The sequence below is a fragment of the Microcoleus sp. K1-B1 genome (genome assembly GCF_036704705.1).
GTDB lineage: Bacteria > Cyanobacteriota > Cyanobacteriia > Cyanobacteriales > Microcoleaceae > Microcoleus.
This window is the reverse complement of record NZ_JAUBSH010000033.1, coordinates 40,621-60,022: the sequence shown is the minus strand read 5'-3', so window position 1 is coordinate 60,022 and position 19,402 is coordinate 40,621. Positions and strand designations below refer to the sequence as shown.

Sequence of the window (19,402 nt, the reverse complement as noted above, 5' to 3'; positions counted from 1 at the left end):
ACTAAGTCTTTCATGAACAGGCAAGATGCCTGTTCCACAAAGAGTAAATTTCTTGTGGAACAGGCATCTTGCCTGTTGCTGACAATATTAATTATCTCGAAGTTCTTTTTCTTGCAAAATTTGGGTAGCCCAAACCCGATCTTCTTCCGGTAGGGACGGTATGGGTTCTAGATCGTAATCGATCCGATAATCATAGCCAGCGCGATCGTAAATACCTGCCAATATTTCTGGTAAATTAACAATAGGTTCTACATCTTCTTCGCGCAAGGGAAGCGGAAATATAGGTAGAGAATCGCGGAGATTAAAAGCATAAAGTTCGGCAAACGGACGGCGATTACTGGGACTGACCAAAACCCGATAATCGCTTTGAATAGAATTATTAAGAATGGGCATAGATTCCCATTTTCGTAGTAAATCGATTTCCACTAAATTGGTTAAGCTACCTAAAATACTCTGGCGTTTTTTGAGATAAGTAATTCTTCCTTCTCCACTACGTTTGTTCACGGGAGAAAGAATTTCAATTGCGGTGACAACTTGTTTCGTTGCCATTTCTCGCACTTCCAGGTAAGTCTGTTTAATTTTTTCAGGAGCCGGCACTTTGACGGTAGTCGGAAGTGTTATATTTAAAGTGGCAACTGAACCTGTAGGAATATTCGGGTTATTAGATTGACGCTTAATCGCAACATCGGGGATACCTACTAAAAGGGACTCGCTGTTACTGTCATTTGGCTCGGTAATTTCATAGATGCGTTTGTCGATTGCAACCTCATATTTAGGGCGAATTTGAGGGACTAAGGATGCCGCGATCGCAGAAATTAACCAATGATGAGTTTCCTGCCAGAAATCGGGGTGTTCTAAGTAGGGGTCCATTCCAGGAAAGGGTGAAGGCATAGGACTGTTCTCCGATGTATTGACTTTCAAATCATTTTAGCATTTTTAATTTTGTAGGGTGCGTCGCTTTAAAGCGACGCAGAGGCTCTGGATATAGGTTCCCAGGCTGGAGCCTGGGAACCAGTTAAAGCTTGTCAAGAACAGGCAGGATGCCTGCTCCACAGTAATTATTGGAGATGTCTATTTGTAGATGAATTTAATCTGTTGTGGAACAGGCCGGAAAGCCTGTTGCAAAGAGCGGGCTTTCCGGCCCGCACCCAATAAATTTAATCTGTTGTGGAACAGGCCGGAAAGCCTGTTCCTAAAATCAGAGACACCCCAAATATCAACTACAAAACAGCAGCAACACTGGCCATCAACAACCCTTGAAACAATTTCACCCCATCCGTTTCGCCCAACATCGGATCGGATGCCCGTTCAGGATGCGGCATCATTCCTAATACATTGCCTTGGCGATTGCAAATACCGGCAATATTATTTAACGAACCGTTGGGATTCCCAGCATCGCTAATTTTGCCCGCCTCTGTGCAGTAGCGAAACAGCACTTGTTCGTGCTCTTCTAGTTCTGCTAATGTATCGGCATCAGCATAATAGTTGCCTTCACCGTGGGCGATCGGCAAATCGATGATTTCACCGGAAGTATAAGCCGCAGTCCAACGAGTATTACCGCGTTCGACTTTCAAAGAAGCGCGATCGCAAATAAAATTCAATCCCGCATTCCGCACCAGAGCACCGGGCAACAAACCAGCTTCAGTCAACACCTGAAAACCGTTGCAAATACCCAGTACAAGTTTGCCCTGTTTCGCGTGTTCCGCAGTAGCCCGCATCGCCGGAGAAAAACGGGCGATCGCGCCGCACCGCAAATAATCTCCGTAACTGAAACCACCGGGAATTACAATGATATCAATATCCGAAATATCGGTATCTTCGTGCCAAATCATGCGAGTTGGTTGGTGGAGTAACCCTTGAGTCACCCACACCACATCGCGATCGCAATTTGAACCCGGAAAAACAATAACTCCAAATTTCATAAGCTGAAGGAAGAAGGAAGAAGGAAGTTCGGCAACGAATTATGTAACGGATGTAACGGATGTAACGGATGTCAGGAAGAAGGAAGAGGTGTCAACATAAGACTAAAATCTTATGTTTTTCTCTCTTGTATCTAAGTCTCGATCCCCCTAAATCCCCCTTAAGAAGGGGGACTTTGAGTGTTCCGAGTTCCCGCGTTTTTAACAGAGACTTTGAATGCTCTTGTCCCCCCCTTATTAAGGGGGGTTAGGGGGGATCTCCGGGTTTAAAAACACCCTAGGGGCGATCGCATTTATGCCGCCGCTGTCTCCACAGCAACAGGAATTTCAGTCAAATCAAAGCGATAATTTTCAATCACTGGATTGGCCAAAAGTTGGTCGCAAACGCGATCGAGTTGTTCGCGGGCCTCCGACTCACCAGCAGCAGTCAGCGTCAATTCAACGTACTTCCCGATTCGCACACGCTCAACATTGTCGTATCCCATGTGTTGCAAACCAGACTGTACGGCTGTGCCGGCGGGATCTAAAACAGAAGGGCGGAGGGTAACATAGATTTGGGCAAGATATTTCTGAGTCACGGGAATGTTGCGGTAGGTGATGTGAAAGTTAGCCCCATTGTATTCTACAACCGAGCTGCGCGCCGATCGCCATTTGGTTCGCCCAAGTAAGATAGCCTAGAAACAGGGCCAGATTTGATTCCAGCAGATTACACAAAAAAATTATGAGAACCAACCGCACCCGCAGTCAGGAGCGTATTTTACACTTACTCAAGCACTTGAATCGATCGCTCTCAGCGCAAGATATTTACTTAGAACTGCGTAACAGCGACCAAAGCATGGGCCTAGCAACCGTTTACCGTTCCCTCGACGGTTTAAAGCGAGAGGGGTTCGTTCACGTCAGAACGCTTGCTAGTGGCGAGTCTCTCTACGGTGCCGCCCACCAAGATCAACATCACTTAACTTGTCTGGAATGTGGCGCGTCAATTACGATCGACGAATGCCCCGTCCACCACTTAGAAAGCCAACTACAACAATCTCATTCTTTCAAAATTTATTATCACACTTTGGAGTTTTTCGGATTGTGCGATCGATGTACTTTGGCTCAAGAATCTTAGAGAGGTTATTAGTCATGAGTGATATCAATTTCGGTTGCACGAGCGAAATGATTGTTGACTGTGGACTGTTGACTCGGTGTGGAACCGCGCAGGCGGGTTTTGTTTGTGTAGTGACAGATTTCAACCTGTTGTTTTATTAACTAGCTCAAGGATGCAAAAACTCTAAATGGTCTCCTGGAATCGATCGCAATTTTGCAGCCGAGCCTTGCATTTTCAACCGACCGCGTTCTAACATGATAATCCAATCGGCGCGATCGATCACTCGCGGCCTGTGACTAATAAAAATCGTCGTTTTCCCGTGCCGATACATCAACAATTGTTCTAAAACTTCCGCTTCGCTTGCGGGGTCAAGCCCTGCGGTAGATTCGTCTAAAATCAATACAGGCGGGTTGTTGAGAATGGCGCGGGCGATCGCCAATCTTTGTCTTTGTCCGCCAGAAATATTCGCTCCAAACTCCCCTAAAACAGTTTGATATTTATCCGGCAATTGGCTGATAAATTCATCCGCGCCCGCAATTTTACACGCTTTCACAATCTGTTCAAAGCTGATATCTGGACTGCCCAAACGAAAATTTTCGAGAATCGAACGGCTCCAAAAATGCGCTTCTTGAGGAACCAATACTACCTGCTGTCTCAGACTGTCGAGAGACAAATCCTGCACGTTGTAACCGCCAATTCTAATATTACCCGATTGCAGCGGATATAGACCAGCAATTACTTTTGCTAGCGTACTTTTTCCGCAGCCGGAGTGACCGATTAAAGCAATTGCTTGACCGCCGGGAAACGTAACGGAAAAATTTTCCAGCAAGTCAAGTCTACCGGGGTAGTGAAAATTAACACCCTTGCAAACAATACCGTCGCGGTCTTGAATAGTTACAAAAGGTTTATTCGTATCGTCTTTAGTTTCCGCTTCAGCATCAATGACTTCCGACAGCCTTTGAGTTGCTGTCTGCACGCGAGTCATTTCATCAGTAAATCCTACTAGCGAATTTACCCAAGTAGTAACGTTTTGATTCATGCTAATAAATGCTAGCAACTGACCTATACTCAATACCTTGTCAATCACCAAACCGCTACCAAGCCACAGCAGAGTAATGCTGCCAGCAGAGGCAACAAAACCCGAAAATATATTGTTGAGAATGCCAATTTGTGTAGTGCGGAAAGTGAGCTTTGCTAAGCGACCGAAGCGGGTTTGAAATTCTTCCCAAAGTTGCTGACCGCTGGTAGTAGTTTTGACCGTCAGCGCGCCTTTAAAAGTTTCTACTAAAACGCCTTGAGTTTCTGCTTCCAGCACAAATAAACTGCGCGTTTTTTGCTGCAATACGGGCAGAAATACCACTGTAGAGGCAGTCATTAACAGAGCTATAGCTGTAGCTGCTAAAGTCAGTTCCTTGCTGTAAAATAACATAAAAATAAAAGAAACTACAGCTATAAAAAATTGACTAGGCAAGCTGATAGCGACTTGAGAAACTAATTTATTTATTTCTTGAATATCTTGTAATCTACTGACAATTTCGCCACTGCGTCTGGTTTCGTAAAAGCTCAAAGGCAATCGCAGGAATTTGCGCGCAAATTCCATCACCAATCCCAATTCTAAACGCTGGGAAAACTGAGCAATTAAGTTCGACTCTACCAATCCTAAACTGCTGCTAAAAAGGTTCATAACTATAACTGCGATCGCCACACTTGCCAGGAGTTGTCTGTCGCCCCGCACCAGGATGTCGTCGGTGAGCAGTTGAACTAGAAAAGGCGAAGAAATTGACAGCAAACCCAACACCATATTCAGCAAAAATGCTTCCATTAAAATCGGGCGGTAAATCCCAATCCGGCGCATCCATTTTTGTAAGGAATTAGCGGGCGGTTGACCCTCTGCGGCCGCAAAAAACCGCTCAGCATCGGGTTCTACTAGCAAGCACAGCCAATCTGTCCAAGCTGCTGCTAATTCTGCTTTAGAAACATAGCGCATACCGACAGCCGGATCGCCGATCGCATATTTGTCGCCCTGCTTTCCGTACAAAACAACCCAGTGATAACCGCTCCAGTGAATAATTGCCGGTAAAGGCGCTTCCTCAATTTGGTCTAAAATAGCAGCCGCGGCTCGCACGGATCGAGCATTAAAGCCGATCGCCTCAGCACCTTGTTTCAAGCCCAGCAGAGTCGTCCCTTTTTGGCCGGTGCCCGCACATTCTCGCAAGCGGCTAATAGTAAAATTTTGTCCGTAAAATTTCGCGATCGAAGCCAAACAAGCCGCCCCGCAATCTTCTTCGCTCTGCTGGAGAACAACCTGATATTTCTTAAACCTGTTAACTTGTCCGAATAATGGCATTTTGCCGATCAAAGGGATGTTCTTTAACATTTTGCAAAATGAATAATGGTAGAGCATAAAGAAGATTACTCATCACCAACTACCCAATCAGCAAAAAGCACCCATAAAGTTATGGGTGCTTTCTCGATTCCACAGTTATAGATCTGAATTGACTAGCACTAAAATTTAGTAGTAGGCGTAGCGGACTACTCTTCTGTATGAACCGTCGCAATTCCGGCGGTACACGACCCAACTGCGCCGCTGCCGCTGACAATGGTATCGATTGGCAGAATAGTGACCGCCGTTGACGCTAGCTGATTCTTCAGGGGTGAGTTCAGCAAACAGTGAATTGTCCTTTGTTTCTTTCATGATTAGACTCCGTTTAACTTAATAAAAGTGAAGGGAAACTAGAAATATTATTTAATTTCTAGAGTCTCGTGTAAATACTGAGTAATACTTCTTGTAGTGCTGTGCTGCTTCCGGAAGATTACGGATAAATTTTTAAAATTTACTCGATCGCACAACTTGACTCAGCTATCTAAACCACTAGGGTTTTGTAACCGCGATCGCGGCTCGGATCGTACAGATAAAGCTGGCTAGGCTGCGGCAGGAAAAACAGCATAGTGAGACCATCGCTGCTGCTGTTATGGGTCTCGCTGTTGCTTTTAGCACCGCTAACACCGCTGGTAATGCTGCCACCGTTGACAGTAGCAGATTCTCCATCGGTTACTCCGATGAAGAGTGAACCTTGTTGATTTTCTGACATAAATAACTCCTATTAATACCTATGTACTTACTTACTACCTACGCATACAGGAAAAACCCGGTAACAGTGCCAAAACTCATGGCGGAAACGCCGTATTTTCATGACAGTCGCCCGCTGGCTTCACTCCTCTTGATATTTGGCGAAGTTTGTGGGTGGGAACGGCAAAGCTGTGCGGATTTTTACCTTTACCCTGTGAATTTTGATTTAGACTTCTAAACCTATACTTGGTTTCCGGAAAGCTGATCGTAAAAGTGACAAAACAAATCAGCGATCTCTCCCTCCTCTGCAACTCAAAACTCCAAACTCCAAACTATTCCCCTCTCCCCCCTTGCCGCCATGTCTCTGACTCCCGAAGCTACACCCACTGAAACCTTTGATAACGACCAGTTTTTGCCCCCTGTCAGCCGCTGGACGACTTTGGGGGGCATTTTGATGGTGGCGACCTTTGGCGGGGTGATTGCCCTCGCTAGCGTCACCAAATACAGCGCTACAGTCAAAGCAGATGCGATCGTCCGTCCAGCCGGAGAAGTGCGCGTCGTGCAAGCAGCAACCGAAGGAACCGTCGAAAGCATTGCTGTCAGCGAGAATCAGACAGTAAAAGAAGGAGATGCGATCGCAGTTGTAGACGCTTCGCGTTTGGACGCTCAAAAAAAGCAGTTACAAGAAATAATTAATCAGTCTCAAACATCAGCACAGCAAATCAACCAGCAACTGGGCGACTTAGAAAATCAAATTTTGACCAGCGCCCAATTTAAAAGCATCCCAAGTGAAAGTTCCGCCCAACAGGAATTAATCGAATCAGCTTTAGTAAAATTCGCCACATCGCTGCCAGATGTCGCCGAGAGACTCGGCAGAAGTCGGCGGGTTTTGCTCGTTAAGCAATCGTCTCTTCAACAACAATTAATTCAAGCTAAAAAAGAACTAAATCAAATTGAGTTAAAACTCGAAAATAGCGTGATCCGCACGCCCACGGATGGTACAATTCTCAGATTGGAAGTACGAAATACTGGTCAAACCGTACAAGCAGGCAGCGCGATCGCCCAAATCGTCCCCAGCGACGTACCCCTGGTAGTCAAAGCCAAGGTGACATCCCAAGACATCGCCCGCATCCAAATCGGCCAACCCGTACAGATCAGGATTTCGGCTTTGCCTTTTCCCGATTACGGCACATTAAAAGGAACTGTCAGCGAAATCGCCCCAGATGCGATCGCGCCTCAAAATCCCGCTAATAATTTAGGTACAGCTTATTACGAAGTGGCAATTAAGCCCGAACAAACTTATTTAACAAAACTCAAATCTGCCAACGGTCAATTCTTCGGAAACTCCCAGGCTAATGTCCCCCGCCAGTATTCGATTCAATCGGGAATGGAGGGCAGAGCCGATATTATTACCGGCGAAGAAACAGTTCTGACATTTGTTCTACGCAAAGCAAGGTTGCTGACAGATTGGTAATTAGTCAGTGGACTGTTGACTGTTGCCAGTTCTCAGTTGCCAGTTGTTAGTTGTTAGTTGTTAGTTGTCAGTCAGCAGTCAGCAGTCAACAGTCAGCAGTCAGCAGTCAACAGTCAGCAGTCAACCGCCAGAAAATTAGAGGCTCTGAAATTGAAATAACGTGTCAATATAGAAATGTGAGTTCAATTCTATTCTTTCCTCATGGGCAAACAGCGCGTTCTTTCAGGAGTTCAGCCAACCGGCAATCTTCACCTCGGCAATTATCTCGGTGCCATTCGCAACTGGGTAGAAGGTCAAAGTCAGTACGAAAATTACTTCTGCGTAGTCGATTTGCACGCAATTACCGCACCGCACAATCCAGCAACTCTCGCCTCCGACACTTACACGATCGCCGCACTGTATTTAGCTTGCGGCATCGATTTAGAATATTCTACTATTTTCGTGCAATCCCACGTCTCGGCGCACACAGAACTAGCATGGCTGCTCAACTGTATTACGCCGATTAACTGGCTCGAAGATATGATTCAGTTTAAAGAAAAAGCAGTTAAACAAGGTGAAAATGTCAACGCCGGCTTGCTAAATTATCCAGTGTTAATGGCAGCAGACATTTTGCTTTACGATGCCGACAAAGTGCCGGTGGGAGAAGACCAAAAACAGCATTTGGAACTCACCCGCGATATTGTCATCAGATTAAATCACCAATTCGGCACACCCGAAAAGCCAGTATTGAAACTTCCCGAACCGTTAATTCGGACTGACGGTGCGAGGGTGATGAGTTTGACAGATGGCACGCGCAAAATGTCAAAATCTGACCCTTCCGAACAAAGTCGAATTAATTTATTGGATTCGCCAGATGCGATCGCCAAAAAAATCAAGCGCTGCAAAACCGATGCCGTGCGGGGTTTGACTTTTGACGACCCCGATCGCCCCGAAGCTAGAAATTTGCTGACACTTTATCTCCTGCTTTCCGGCAAATCTAAGGAAGAAGTAGCAGCGGAGTGTGAAAACATGGGTTGGGGAGATTTTAAACCCTTGCTGACAGAGACGACAATTAATGCCCTCAAACCTATTCAGGATAAATACAAGGAAATAATGGACGATGCGGGATATTTAGAGTCTGTACTACGTCGCGGAAGAGAACAAGCAGAAGCTATTGCTAATCAAACTCTAACTAAGGTTAAGACAGCTTTCGGTTATTCTGTACCTGTTTAGTTGTTAGTTGTTAGTTGTTATTGGTTACTGGTTAAGAATAACAACTACCAACGGCCCACTGCCAACTGCCAACTGCCAACTGTCAACTGTCAACTGCCAAATAACAAATAACCAATAACAGACAAATAATCATGAACCGTTTTCGCACAGCCTGCACCACCCCCGGAGAATTTATAATTACCGCCGAAGTTGCCCCACCAAAAGGTGGCGACATGACTCACACAATTCAAATGGCTGAACGCCTCAAAAACCGAGTGCACGCCATTAATATCACCGACGGGAGTCGCGCAGTGTTGCGAATGTGCCCCCTAGCAGTTTCGGCGATTTTAGTGCAGCACGGAATTGAGCCAATTTGTCAAGTTGCTTGTCGCGATCGCAATCAAATTGGTCTGCAAGCGGATCTCATGGGAGCCCACGCTTTAGGCATCCGCAATGTATTGGCACTTACAGGCGATCCCGTCAAAGCGGGCGACCATCCTAAAGCAAAAAGTGTATTCGATTTGGAATCAGTTCGGCTATTGCAAGTTATTCAAAAAATGAATGGCGGCAAAGACTGGAATGACAAACCTTTAACAGACGGATTTACCGATTTATTTGTCGGTGCTGCCGTCGATCCGCAATGCCCCAGTTGGTCGGGTTTGCAAAGTCGATTTGAGAAAAAAGTAGAGGCGGGAGCACAGTTTTTTCAGAGTCAATTAATTACAGATTTTGAAGTTTTGGATAAGTTTATGCACCACGTTGCAGCGGGCTGCAACAAGCCAGTTTTAGCAGGAATATTTTTGTTTAAATCAGCTAAAAATGCTGAATTTATTAAAAAATACGTGCCGGGAGTTCACATCCCACAAGAGACGATCGACCGTTTGGCTAAATCTCCAGAACCATTGCAGGAAGGCATAAAAATTGCGGCAGAACAAGTCAAGCTAGCGCGGCAGATTTGTCAAGGAGTTCACATGATGGCAGTCAAGCGAGAAGATTTGATTCCTCAAATTTTGGATTTGGCAGGAATCGAGCCGCTGAGCTAAAATTAACCGTAGGGGCGGGTTTTACTCACTATCAATTCCTAAAACGAAAGATTTCGTAAACTCGTAAACCCGCCCACTCCCGCGCTACCATTTTGAACATCAATAAAACAATCATGCTTCAAACTGTAGACAATCCAACCACTTCTCCCGCAGTCGAACAACATTTCACTTGGCGCGGTTTGACATGGCATCAATTTAAGGCTATTCAAGCTGGCTTTGAAGACGTGGGGAATATACGCTTATTTTATTGTGATGGAGTTATAGAAATTGTGGGAATCAGTAAACCTCACGAGGCAACTCGATGTCTGATTGCAGCGCTACTGATCAATTTTTTTCAATTTAATAGAATACAATTTTTTCCTAGCGGCAGTTACAGTCAAATTGTTGAGGGGAAAGTGGAGTATCAAGCAGATTTGTCTTATTGTTTCGGAACAGATAAGGATGTTCCCGATCTGTGTATTGAGGTAGTTCTCACTAGCGGTAGTCCGATTAAACTTCAGAAATACCGACTGATGGGAGTCCCGGAAGTCTGGTTTTGGGAAGATGGCACTCTAGAGCTTTACCATCTGCGAGAGGAAGGTTACGATCGCATTGCTAGCAGCGAAGTGCTCCCTGAGTTAGACTTGTCTTTGCTTAAACGCTGCATTTTGTTTGCTTCCCCTTTGGATGCGCTTGAGGAGTTTTCTAGAGGAATGGGCGATCGGGAAAATTGATCGATAAACTACTTTTGAAATTGCTCGATCGACTAAACCGTTATTAAATAGGAGCAACTGGCAATGACTGACTCAGAAATATTTAATTCTGATAACATTAAAACACTAAATACTAGCATATCCGAAGTTACAGTTTACACCGATCGCGCTTTGGTGACGCGCCGCGGTACGGTATCTCTGACGGGAAACGAGCGAGAATTGGCGATCGCCTCTGTACCCGCAACCCTCGAAACAGAGTCAGTCAGGGCCACGGGTGCGGGTACAGTTGCAGTGCGATTGCTGGGAGTGCGAACCGAAACAGTGTTTAGCAGCGAACCAGTGGGCGATCGCACTGCCGAGTTAACCCAACAAATTCAGGAGTTACAAACCCAAAGACGGGCAATTAACGACAAAATAACCGCCCGAAAAATTCAGCTCAAATTTGTGGAAGGTTTGAGCGAAAAAAGCGTCGGTTTCTTTTCCAGCAGCATCGCCAAACAGCAGGTAGGTTTAAACGAAACTGGCGAATTGCTCAACTTTTTAGGAACCAATTACCTAAAATATGTAAGTGCGATCGCCCAACACGAAAAACAGCAGCGCGAATTAGACAAGCAAATAAAAGCTTTGCAGCAGCAGTTGGGGCAAGTACAAACTCCCCATTCCCAGCAAAGTTTTAACATCATTGTTGCCATTGAACCCAGCGGCAGCGGCAATTTTGAACTAGAAGTTTCCTATGTAGTCACGCGAGCCCGTTGGACTCCCCTTTACGACTTGCGAGTAAACACTATCAACAACCAAATTAATCTCAATTACCTAGCCGAAGTCAATCAAAATACAGGCGAAGATTGGACGGGAGTAGCGCTGACTTTATCTACAGCAAAACCCGGAATGGGAACTTTGCCCCCAAAACTAGAACCCTGGTATGTCGATATTCTTCGCTCAAAATCGCCTCCAGCAGGAGAATTTTACAGCCCGCGAATGACAAGAAGTGTGGCATCAGACGATTCTCAATTAGGTGCAAACGAAGTACCATTACCCATGATGGCTGCTCCTAGTGTTTCTGCAGCACCCGAACCCATAGAAGCTCAAACCGCCACAGCCCAAATATCTAAAGAAGGCGGCACCGTCTCATTTCAAGTAGGGGGAAATACTAAGATTCCCAGCGACGGTACACCGCAAAAAGTGACGATTTTTAGCGAAATTTATCCGTTTAAACCAGAATATATAGCAGTCCCGCGATTAGTCAGTTTTGCCTATTTGCAAGCAGTTGTTGTGAATCCGCTGACAGGTGCAACTCTGCTTCCCGGTAAAGCAAATATCTTTCGCGACAACACTTTTGTTGGCAGTGTCCAGTTAGAAAATGTTTCCCCAGGGCAAGAATATAAACTGAATTTAGGAATAGATGAAGGGCTAAAAATAGAGCGGGAATTAGTGGAAAGACAAGTAGATAAAAAACTGATCGGCCAGCAGCGGCGCATGAGTTACGCTTATCGCTTAAATGTGACAAACTTGCATCAGGTGCAGGTACACCTGACACTAAAAGAGCAATTGCCCGTCAGCCGTAATGAACAAATTAAAGTGCGATCGACTCTCACTAATCCGAAGATAGTAGCAGGTGAAATGGGACTGCTAGAATGGATAATGTCTCTGCCGCCACAAGCAAAGCAAGAGTTGTATTACCAGTTTGTTGTTGAACATCCTCCCGACTTAACAGTCACGGGTTTAGATATTTAATACCAATCAGTTGTCAGTTGTCAGGAATTACATCTGCCTTCTTCCGACTTCCATCGGACTTCTTCCTTCGGCTATAAAGCAGCTTATTTCTTGCCGCCACACGCCACCAATTTTTTCTCTATACACAACTGTTGAAACACTAAATCTGCTATTGATTCATAAGCTGGGGCTGTGGGGTGTACGCCATCCCGAAAATAACTTTCTACCCTCGTTTTCGGCAATTTTGACCAGGCTGCATGAGTGTCTATGACTGGAATTTTTAAAGCTTTTAGCCGATCGACAAACTCGGATTTAAACTTCGGCTCATTCGGTACGGGCAGTAAATCCGCTCGATCGCAAGTATACAACACAAACAACGGAATATTCTTAGCTCGCACCAAAGCAACTATTTGCTCAAATCGCTGCATATTTTCCATAAACTGTTGTGATTCCGACACCGGCACTCCCGCCACAGGAGAATTCGATACAAAAACACTTGACAATGGGCGCATAACGTGTCTTTGAAACACTTCTTGAATTGCCAATAACGGTTTGCGATTCGGCATCAGCGGGTCACTTCCCACCCCCGCGCTGCTGCTTGGAGGTTGTAGCAAATCGTGAGTACCAATTTGCAAAATCACAGCATCGCTTTCAAAAGTGCCAAACTTGCGAATATATCCCAATTGATTGCCAATTGCCCAAGAACCTGCAGAAGCATTCAGCACCTCAACTTGCTTTTTTATGCCCAACAAACGCGCTTCAAACAATTCTGGAATAGTTTCTTTCTGATCGGTGGTATTATTACCGTTGAGAACCGAATCTCCTATCATCAAAATTCTGAGAGTATCTTCAGGCTTGGCTGAATCGATTTGTTCAGAACGCTGAGAAAATTGATTGTACTCAACTCTATTGCCAAAGCGATACACAAGTTGATTTGGTGCAAATATATAGCCAGCATTAGCATCAGCTTGCAGCAAGGCAGGATTTCCGAATCCGAGCAAGCGCAAGGCAAGTTCTATAGCACTCAAAGATGCGATCGCACCACCGGGAATCCAATACTTAGCTTTCAAAAATTTACCTGTAATTGGTAAACTGCAAAGCCACGGGATAGTCTTCTTGCTTCAAGCGTTGAATCACCAACTGCAAATCATCCTTATCCTTAGCAGAAACCCGAACAGCATCTCCTTGAATCGAACCTTGAATCTTCTTAAATTCATCGCGAATCAATTTAGTAATTTGTTTCGCGATTTCCTGACTAATTCCTTTTTTTAGTTTAATTTCTTGACGCACCCGACTGCCGCTAGCAGGTTCAGCTTTGCCGTAATCAAAAATTTTCAAAGATAAATTCCGCTTCGCGGCTTTAGTTTGCAAAACAGTGTGAATTGCGTCGAGAGTAAATTCGCTGTCCGTATTGACAGTAATTGATTCTGCGCCCAATTCCACAGTAGTTTTGGTATCTTTCAAGTCGTAGCGGCTTTGAATTTCCCGCACAGTTTGGTCAACAGCGTTAACTAATTCTTGCCGATCAAACTCGCTGACAATATCAAAGGAATAACTAGCAGCCATAAATTAGTAATTGGTAAGGTGTAATTGGTAGTTGGTAATGGGTAATTGGTAGTTGGTAGTTGGTAATTAGTCATTAATTAAGCGTCTCTTAACTAATGACTAATGACCAGTGACTAATAACAATTAGCCATTAACAGCCATTAAACTGAAATAGAATAAAGTAGCTGTGCAAGAAGAACTAATCGCAAACATGAGCGATCGCCCCAGCGGCACATTCAGAATATAGAAAACCGAAAACAACAACCGGGCGATCGTAAAAGCGATCGCAGCCCAACCCGCCGGTTCCGAATCTACCCCCGTCACAAAAGCCATCAAAGCCGCCGCTGAAAACAGCATAAACGTCTCAAACGAATTTTGGTGAGCCCAAGTTGCCCGCTGAGCGTAAGCAGGCAACTTATCAAACATAGCGCGGGGGGCTGCTTGGTCATAGCCTAGTTGCAAGCGGGCGAACGCCACTACCAAAAACGGTGCGTAAACCAGCGCAGCAGCAGCAGCAATACAATCAAGCAGAATAACCGACACAGGCAATCCCAACAGCATCATCCGCCTCGCAGTTCAATCAAAATAGAACAGAGTAACTACCTTGCGCTGTTCCTCCGCATCCTGGCAAGTTTTCAGCAAAGTGTGGCTTTCGTGAAAAGCAAAACATATCAGTTGCTGGCAGCGAGAAATAATCTCCTGATTGCACATGGCGCTTGCTTCCGGGAGAGACAAGCTATCATTTTTGGGATTTTCTACCAAATGTATCACTTGTTCGAGTTGGTCGCGAGACTCCCGAGGCTGGCGACTCATGCTTTGTGGCAAAATCACCGTCAGCAGATTAGGATCTGCTCGCATTGCCCCCCGAATTGCGGCTGAATTGGTGCCTGTAGCGCCAGAAGTGATGAGCTGATTGCCTCCCAGAACTATGGCGTAGCTCAGCATCTCAATTAGCTGCTGGTGGGTAATAGGAACGTGGCGAGAACCCAAAAGAGCAAGCCGCTTGGAGCTGGTTTGCTGGATCGCCGCTAGTTCTTGTAAAAAATCATCTACTCTGGGTAGCTCAATTGATTGACTCAAAGAATTTATTAAATTAAATAAAACTACGTTGTGGATTTTAGCAGACTCACTAGCCATTGCCGCCAAAAAGAAGTTAAGAATTGCTGATTTACGGGATCTGACTAGAGGATCGGGAGATTTGAGGAAGCCAGAAGGCAGAATGTCTGAAGGCATTCGGCAGCCCGAGCTCAAGGTAGAATTCAAGAAAAATTGAGAATTTAAGAATTTTGGCTTTTTATTTATTTAAACAAAAAGTTCTCTCTGCCGAATACCTTCTTCCTTCAGCTCCGGCTGTGTTATTAATGGACTCGATCGCTCAGGCCCAAGGATGCGATCATGCCATCAAGGTCAAAATGTTCTGCCATTAGCTGAGTAACGCATTCCACCTTGATCGGTTCGTGCAGGCGCACGCTGCCAAAGGTGCTGTCGATAATTTCCACCGTGGTTAAGGTATCCAAATCAACAGACAAAACCGGAATTTCCATTTCTTCTGCCCGGCCAATCACCAGGGGAGAAGGAGGCAAGTGGCCTGTCAAAATTAAGCACTGAGTCGAGCTCTCCAGAGCCGCTAGCTGAATGTCCGTGCGATCGCCCCCCGTCACCACCGCCATATTTCTCGCTTTGCGGAAATACTTCAGAGCCGAGCTAACATTCATCGCCCCAATTGTCAAGGTTTCCACCATCAAGTCCAAACGGTCTTTACGGCAGAGCACATCAGCTTTTAATTGGTGCACCAATTCTTTGACACTGACACTTCGCAGCAAAGCACTTCTCGGCAGCATTCCCAAAACTGGAATACCCTGTGCCTCCAGAAAAGGCCGCACAGTCGCCGTTACCGATTCGAGTTTGTCCGAGGGAACGTCATTGAGTACCACGCCCAGCAACCGCGAACCCAAACGCTGTTTAGCCGACAGCAAATCGTCTATATACAGATCGATCGGGCGGGCTACCAACAGCACAGAAGCATCAACTGTCTCAGCGATTTGAGCCAAAGACAAGTCAAACAGACTGCCTTCCTCCAAATTAGCTGGGCCTTCTAACAGCACCAAGTCTCCGCTGGGAGCTTGCAAATACTGCGCTAAAGACTGGCGGTAATCTGTCTTGTCTTCTCTCCGCAAACGCTTGTGAACCGTCTCTTCATCCAAATACAGCAGTGTTGACGGCATCTGACTTTCTGAGAGCTTCAGCGTTTCTACCGCGAACCGCACGTCTTCGTCCTCGATCCCAGCTCCTGGCGAGCTGAAACAGGTTCCCAGAGGTTTGCCGTAGGCGACGGCCAGTCCTTTTGCCCGGAGTCCGAGTGCCATCCCCAGGGCGATGGCAGACTTGCCGCTGTAAGCTTTTGTGGAACCGATCAGCAAATATTTAGTCAATTTGGGTACGCCTTCAATCCTCAATTTGCACCTGTCTATTTCAATAAATTTAGTTTTTCAACAGTATTTCTCAACTGATCCTCAATTTAGCAATACTATATTATACTCTATTTTGTCGCTTTTGTGCCGATCGATTTTTTGATTGAAACTTTTATTCACCTGTTGGCAACCCTTTTCTTCGCATTTTTTTTCACATTTTTTGTGAAAATTGGGGTTTGATTATATTTTTTATCTGCCGCTTTAGACAATTATTCATGGAGCGTGATTGCCTTAATAACCGTTTTGTGTGGTGACAATTTTCCTAAACATTTATTGTTTAGTTTAAACCTTGCTACCGAGCAGTTTAAAATAAAAATAACACAGTATAAATATTTATTGGAAAATTTTATCCCTGCACAAGGGTTGTCAGGAGAATTAACGGCATCTTTATATAAATAAAATACAGGTATTCCGTAGGGAGAAAGCATGGTTTGTGTCCTTATCAGTTTTGCATACCATTAAAAATGGATATGTATTATTAGTTATTAATTATTAGTGCGCTCGCTTGCGTTCAATCTGAGCGGTGGCACTGCGAGCAATAAGCTGCTTAGAATCGGGATTATAGCTTCTAATATCAACTCCGCTAAGGTGTCGCGCATTTAAGTTGTATATTCAGGGCGGGCGGGACACCCCACAAGACGGGGAATTGTTTTTTAACAGACAATTTAAATGTAGAACAGCTTAGCATGGGAATTGTAAAATCGAATCAACACTCAATACTCAACTATCATTGAGTTTTTCGACTGACAGTTAACAGTTAAGAGTCAACAGTCAGCAGTCAAAAATTATTCCGGTGCAACCTGAATAGATATAAACACATAAATTGTCTGGGGGCGTGGGCTGGCATTTCGGCAGCCCAAAGGCTGATTGCGATGCTAGCCCGATCGCAGTTCAAGGGCTGTAGATTGAGTTTCCTTGGGCGGATCTACAGCCCTTTCCTCTCAGCTACCGAGTCGCAAAATTTGAACGAAATCGGACGGCGCGATCGCACTTGCTTGCACCCCATTCAAAACGCCTAAGAGTTCCCCAGAGTTAGAAATTCTTATGAAAGTTGTGGGACTGGCCTCTTGCCCGTCTGTGCCTTGGCTAATGCTCAGTTGAGTGAAAGTCAAACCGCCCGCTAAACTCAGCAAATCTTCCCCTTTCCTGAAGTCGGATATTACATCACTTCCTTGTGCCGGTGTCAAGACAAATAAGTCGCGTCCGCTGCCGCCGAGCAAAGTATCGCTGCCCTCATCGCCAATCAGCACGTCGTCGCCAGCACCACCGACCAAGCTGTCACTGTCTTTGCCTCCCAAAATCGTATCGTCGCCAGCATCACCGTTGATAGTATCGCTGCCTTCATTGCCGAACAGCAGGTCATTGCCAGCACCGCCGCACACTTGGTCTTGGCCGCCAGCAACGCCGACAGGCAGGGGGCTGCCAATATCCCCATACATCGTGTCATCCCCCTCGCCGCCGCAGATAGAGTCATTGCCTTGGTCGCCGAACAGCAAGTCGCTGCCCGACTCGCCTAAAACTACATCGTTGCCCTTGCCACCGCGCGCAGTATCGTTGCCGTCACCGCCAGAAAGGGTATCAGAGGCATCCTGACCGCAAAGGCTGTCGTTTCCCTTGGCACCCAATAACAAGTCGTTCCCGGCGCTGTCGCGGTCAGATTCGCTGTTGCTGCCACCGTAGAGGCTGTCGTTTCCCTCCTCGCCCACAACAGTGTCAGAACCCCGTCCACCCCATATCAGGTCGTTATCTTTGCCCCCGAAAGCAGCATCGTTGCCCTTACCGCCGAACACGGTGTCGTAGCCTGCTTGACCGTTAAGGTAGTCGTCGCCGGGCCCGCCCAACAGCAAGTCGCGATCGACCTGCGGCCCAACAGGAATGTTGCTGATCAATCCGCCAAATAGGTTGTCGTTGCCTGCCAAACCGACAAGAACATCGTCTCCGCCCAAACCGTTGATGCCGTCACTGTCACTGGTGCCAGTGAGGATCTCGTTTGTATCCGTACCAGCCAGGTTGTTTTGAACAAGATTGAAACCGTGAAGAGGACTGATCTCCGGTAAGGTAATTTGCGCGCAAATGCAATCTGGATCTTCAGTTGGCGGCGGGGTTGGGGTTGGAGTTGGTGGGGGTGACAGCGGGGCTGGGGTTGGAGTTGGTGCAGGAGTTGGTGCAGGAGTTGGTGCAGGAGTTGGTGCAGGAGTTGGTGTCGGCGCTGGTGTCGGCGTCGGCGGCACGATAATTGTGGGCGAAAAATTGATGACTGGTGCAGGTGTCGGCGGTGGTGTCGGCGTCGGCGGCACGATAATTGTGGGCGAAAAGTTAATGACTGGTGTCGGTGTCGGCGGGGCTATGTCGTTGTCGGCGATGGTGACGCTAACGGGTGCGATCGCCACTGGCAAGTATTCGGCCGCGCTGCCAGGGGCGACGCTGTGATCGATCGTGCCGCTGTGCGCTCCTTCTACAACAGTGTCGTCGGTTGCTGTCACCGTTACTGTTTGCGGTGCATCCCAATTAGCCGGAGTGAAAGTGATCGGAGCGATCGCATCTATTTGACTGCCCGCCGTGAAATTGACCGTAACGTTAGCAGTCGGCGCTTTGGTAAGGACAATGCTGTAGCTGCCTGCTGCACCGCCTTCTGCTGCATTGGTGCTGTTAGGAGTGACGGCAATGCCGGGGGAGTCGTTGTCGATAATCAACACATCGACTGGAGAAATGCCGATATTGTTGTAAGCCAGATCCGTGCTGCTAGCGCTGGCTGCGATCGTGCTCAGGTGCGTTCCTTCTACGGCGGAGTCGTCGGTTGCTTTGACCGTGGCGGTTTGAGGCAGGTTCCAGTTAGCCACAGTGAAGGTGAAGGAGGCGATCGCTTCTATTTGACTGTCTGTCGCGAAGCTAACTTTAACGTCGCTGGAAGGCTGTTCCGTTAATACCGCGCTGTAACTGCCATTGGCACCGCCTTCTGCTGCATAAGTATTTGTGGGAGAAATTTTTACTCCGGCAGTCGAGGTAGCTGTGTCGTTGTCGGCGATGGTGACGCTAACGGGTGCGATCGCCACTGGCAAGTATTCGGCCGCGCTGTCGGCGGCAACGCTGGAAAGAATGAACCCGCTGTGCGCTCCTTCTACAACAGTGTCGTCGGTTGCTTGGACGGTGACAGTTTGCGGTGCATCCCAATTAGCCGGAGTGAAAGTGAT

Annotated in this window: 18 protein-coding genes; 6 read left to right on the top strand and 12 right to left on the bottom strand. The window is 46.5% G+C overall.

Features of this window, described 5'->3' with window-relative positions; translation table 11 throughout:
- Positions 1-87: 87 nt before the first annotated feature.
- The 3 genes from QUA83_RS14635 to purS all read right to left on the bottom strand — a co-directional run bounded on the left by QUA83_RS14635 (position 88) and on the right by purS (position 2,497).
- Complete coding sequence (locus QUA83_RS14635) at positions 88-891, bottom strand: DUF4058 family protein (protein ID WP_333293835.1); 804 nt, start codon at positions 889-891, stop codon at positions 88-90.
- A 329-nt stretch (positions 892-1,220) separates the two neighbouring features.
- Complete coding sequence (gene purQ, locus QUA83_RS14630; protein ID WP_333216458.1) at positions 1,221-1,922, bottom strand: phosphoribosylformylglycinamidine synthase subunit PurQ; 702 nt, start codon at positions 1,920-1,922, stop codon at positions 1,221-1,223.
- Between the two features lie 290 nt (positions 1,923-2,212).
- Positions 2,213-2,497 (bottom strand): phosphoribosylformylglycinamidine synthase subunit PurS, encoded by a 285-nt coding sequence (gene purS, locus QUA83_RS14625; protein WP_333042010.1) that lies wholly within the window; start codon positions 2,495-2,497, stop codon positions 2,213-2,215.
- Positions 2,498-2,640: 143 nt separating this feature from the next.
- Between purS and QUA83_RS14620 the strand changes: the two genes are divergently transcribed.
- Positions 2,641-3,033, top strand: coding sequence for a Fur family transcriptional regulator (locus QUA83_RS14620; protein ID WP_333055475.1), 393 nt, complete (start codon positions 2,641-2,643; stop codon positions 3,031-3,033).
- 145 nt (positions 3,034-3,178) lie between these two features.
- Here the strand turns inward: QUA83_RS14620 and QUA83_RS14615 are convergent, their stop codons facing one another.
- The 3 genes from QUA83_RS14615 to QUA83_RS14605 form a co-directional block, all read right to left on the bottom strand.
- Complete coding sequence (locus QUA83_RS14615; RefSeq protein WP_333293832.1) at positions 3,179-5,389, bottom strand: peptidase domain-containing ABC transporter; 2,211 nt, start codon at positions 5,387-5,389, stop codon at positions 3,179-3,181.
- Positions 5,390-5,524: 135 nt separating this feature from the next.
- Positions 5,525-5,707, bottom strand: a complete 183-nt coding sequence (locus tag QUA83_RS14610; RefSeq protein ID WP_333293830.1) for a hypothetical protein — start codon at positions 5,705-5,707, stop codon at positions 5,525-5,527.
- Between the two features lie 169 nt (positions 5,708-5,876).
- Positions 5,877-6,104 carry a secretion protein HlyD gene (locus QUA83_RS14605; RefSeq protein ID WP_333293828.1) on the bottom strand — a complete coding sequence of 76 codons (228 nt, stop codon included), beginning with the start codon at positions 6,102-6,104 and terminating at the stop codon, positions 5,877-5,879.
- Between the two features lie 336 nt (positions 6,105-6,440).
- Here QUA83_RS14605 and QUA83_RS14600 point away from each other — a divergent pair, with 336 nt between their 5' ends.
- From QUA83_RS14600 to QUA83_RS14580, 5 genes are all read left to right on the top strand, one after another.
- A complete protein-coding gene (locus tag QUA83_RS14600; RefSeq protein ID WP_333293827.1) occupies positions 6,441-7,556 on the top strand; it encodes an HlyD family efflux transporter periplasmic adaptor subunit in 1,116 nt (371 codons plus the stop codon).
- Positions 7,557-7,757: 201 nt separating this feature from the next.
- Complete coding sequence (gene trpS / locus QUA83_RS14595; protein ID WP_333293826.1) at positions 7,758-8,768, top strand: tryptophan--tRNA ligase; 1,011 nt, start codon at positions 7,758-7,760, stop codon at positions 8,766-8,768.
- A 131-nt stretch (positions 8,769-8,899) separates the two neighbouring features.
- Positions 8,900-9,790 carry a methylenetetrahydrofolate reductase gene (locus QUA83_RS14590; RefSeq protein WP_333293825.1) on the top strand — a complete coding sequence of 297 codons (891 nt, stop codon included), beginning with the start codon at positions 8,900-8,902 and terminating at the stop codon, positions 9,788-9,790.
- 113 nt (positions 9,791-9,903) lie between these two features.
- The gene (locus tag QUA83_RS14585) at positions 9,904-10,503 is read left to right on the top strand and encodes a Uma2 family endonuclease (RefSeq protein ID WP_333293824.1); all 600 of its coding nucleotides are present in this window, start codon (positions 9,904-9,906) and stop codon (positions 10,501-10,503) included.
- A 63-nt stretch (positions 10,504-10,566) separates the two neighbouring features.
- On the top strand, positions 10,567-12,216 hold the full coding sequence (locus QUA83_RS14580) for a mucoidy inhibitor MuiA family protein (RefSeq protein ID WP_333293823.1): 1,650 nt from the start codon (positions 10,567-10,569) through the stop codon (positions 12,214-12,216).
- Between the two features lie 83 nt (positions 12,217-12,299).
- Here QUA83_RS14580 and QUA83_RS14575 read toward each other — a convergent pair whose 3' ends face one another.
- The 6 genes from QUA83_RS14575 to QUA83_RS14550 form a co-directional block, all read right to left on the bottom strand.
- Positions 12,300-13,265, bottom strand: coding sequence for an SGNH/GDSL hydrolase family protein (locus QUA83_RS14575; RefSeq protein WP_333293821.1), 966 nt, complete (start codon positions 13,263-13,265; stop codon positions 12,300-12,302).
- A 4-nt stretch (positions 13,266-13,269) separates the two neighbouring features.
- Entirely contained in the window at positions 13,270-13,761 is a 492-nt protein-coding gene (locus QUA83_RS14570; protein WP_006634691.1) for a YajQ family cyclic di-GMP-binding protein, read from the bottom strand.
- Positions 13,762-13,884: 123 nt separating this feature from the next.
- The gene (locus QUA83_RS14565; RefSeq protein ID WP_333151531.1) at positions 13,885-14,301 is read right to left on the bottom strand and encodes an MAPEG family protein; all 417 of its coding nucleotides are present in this window, start codon (positions 14,299-14,301) and stop codon (positions 13,885-13,887) included.
- A 15-nt stretch (positions 14,302-14,316) separates the two neighbouring features.
- Entirely contained in the window at positions 14,317-14,820 is a 504-nt protein-coding gene (locus QUA83_RS14560) for a DNA recombination-mediator protein A (RefSeq protein ID WP_333166317.1), read from the bottom strand.
- A gap of 278 nt (positions 14,821-15,098) precedes the next feature.
- The gene (locus tag QUA83_RS14555) at positions 15,099-16,196 is read right to left on the bottom strand and encodes a phosphotransacetylase family protein (protein ID WP_333293820.1); all 1,098 of its coding nucleotides are present in this window, start codon (positions 16,194-16,196) and stop codon (positions 15,099-15,101) included.
- A 956-nt stretch (positions 16,197-17,152) separates the two neighbouring features.
- Positions 17,153-19,402: calcium-binding protein (locus tag QUA83_RS14550; protein WP_333293819.1), on the bottom strand; the 2,250-nt coding region annotated here is incomplete at its 5' end.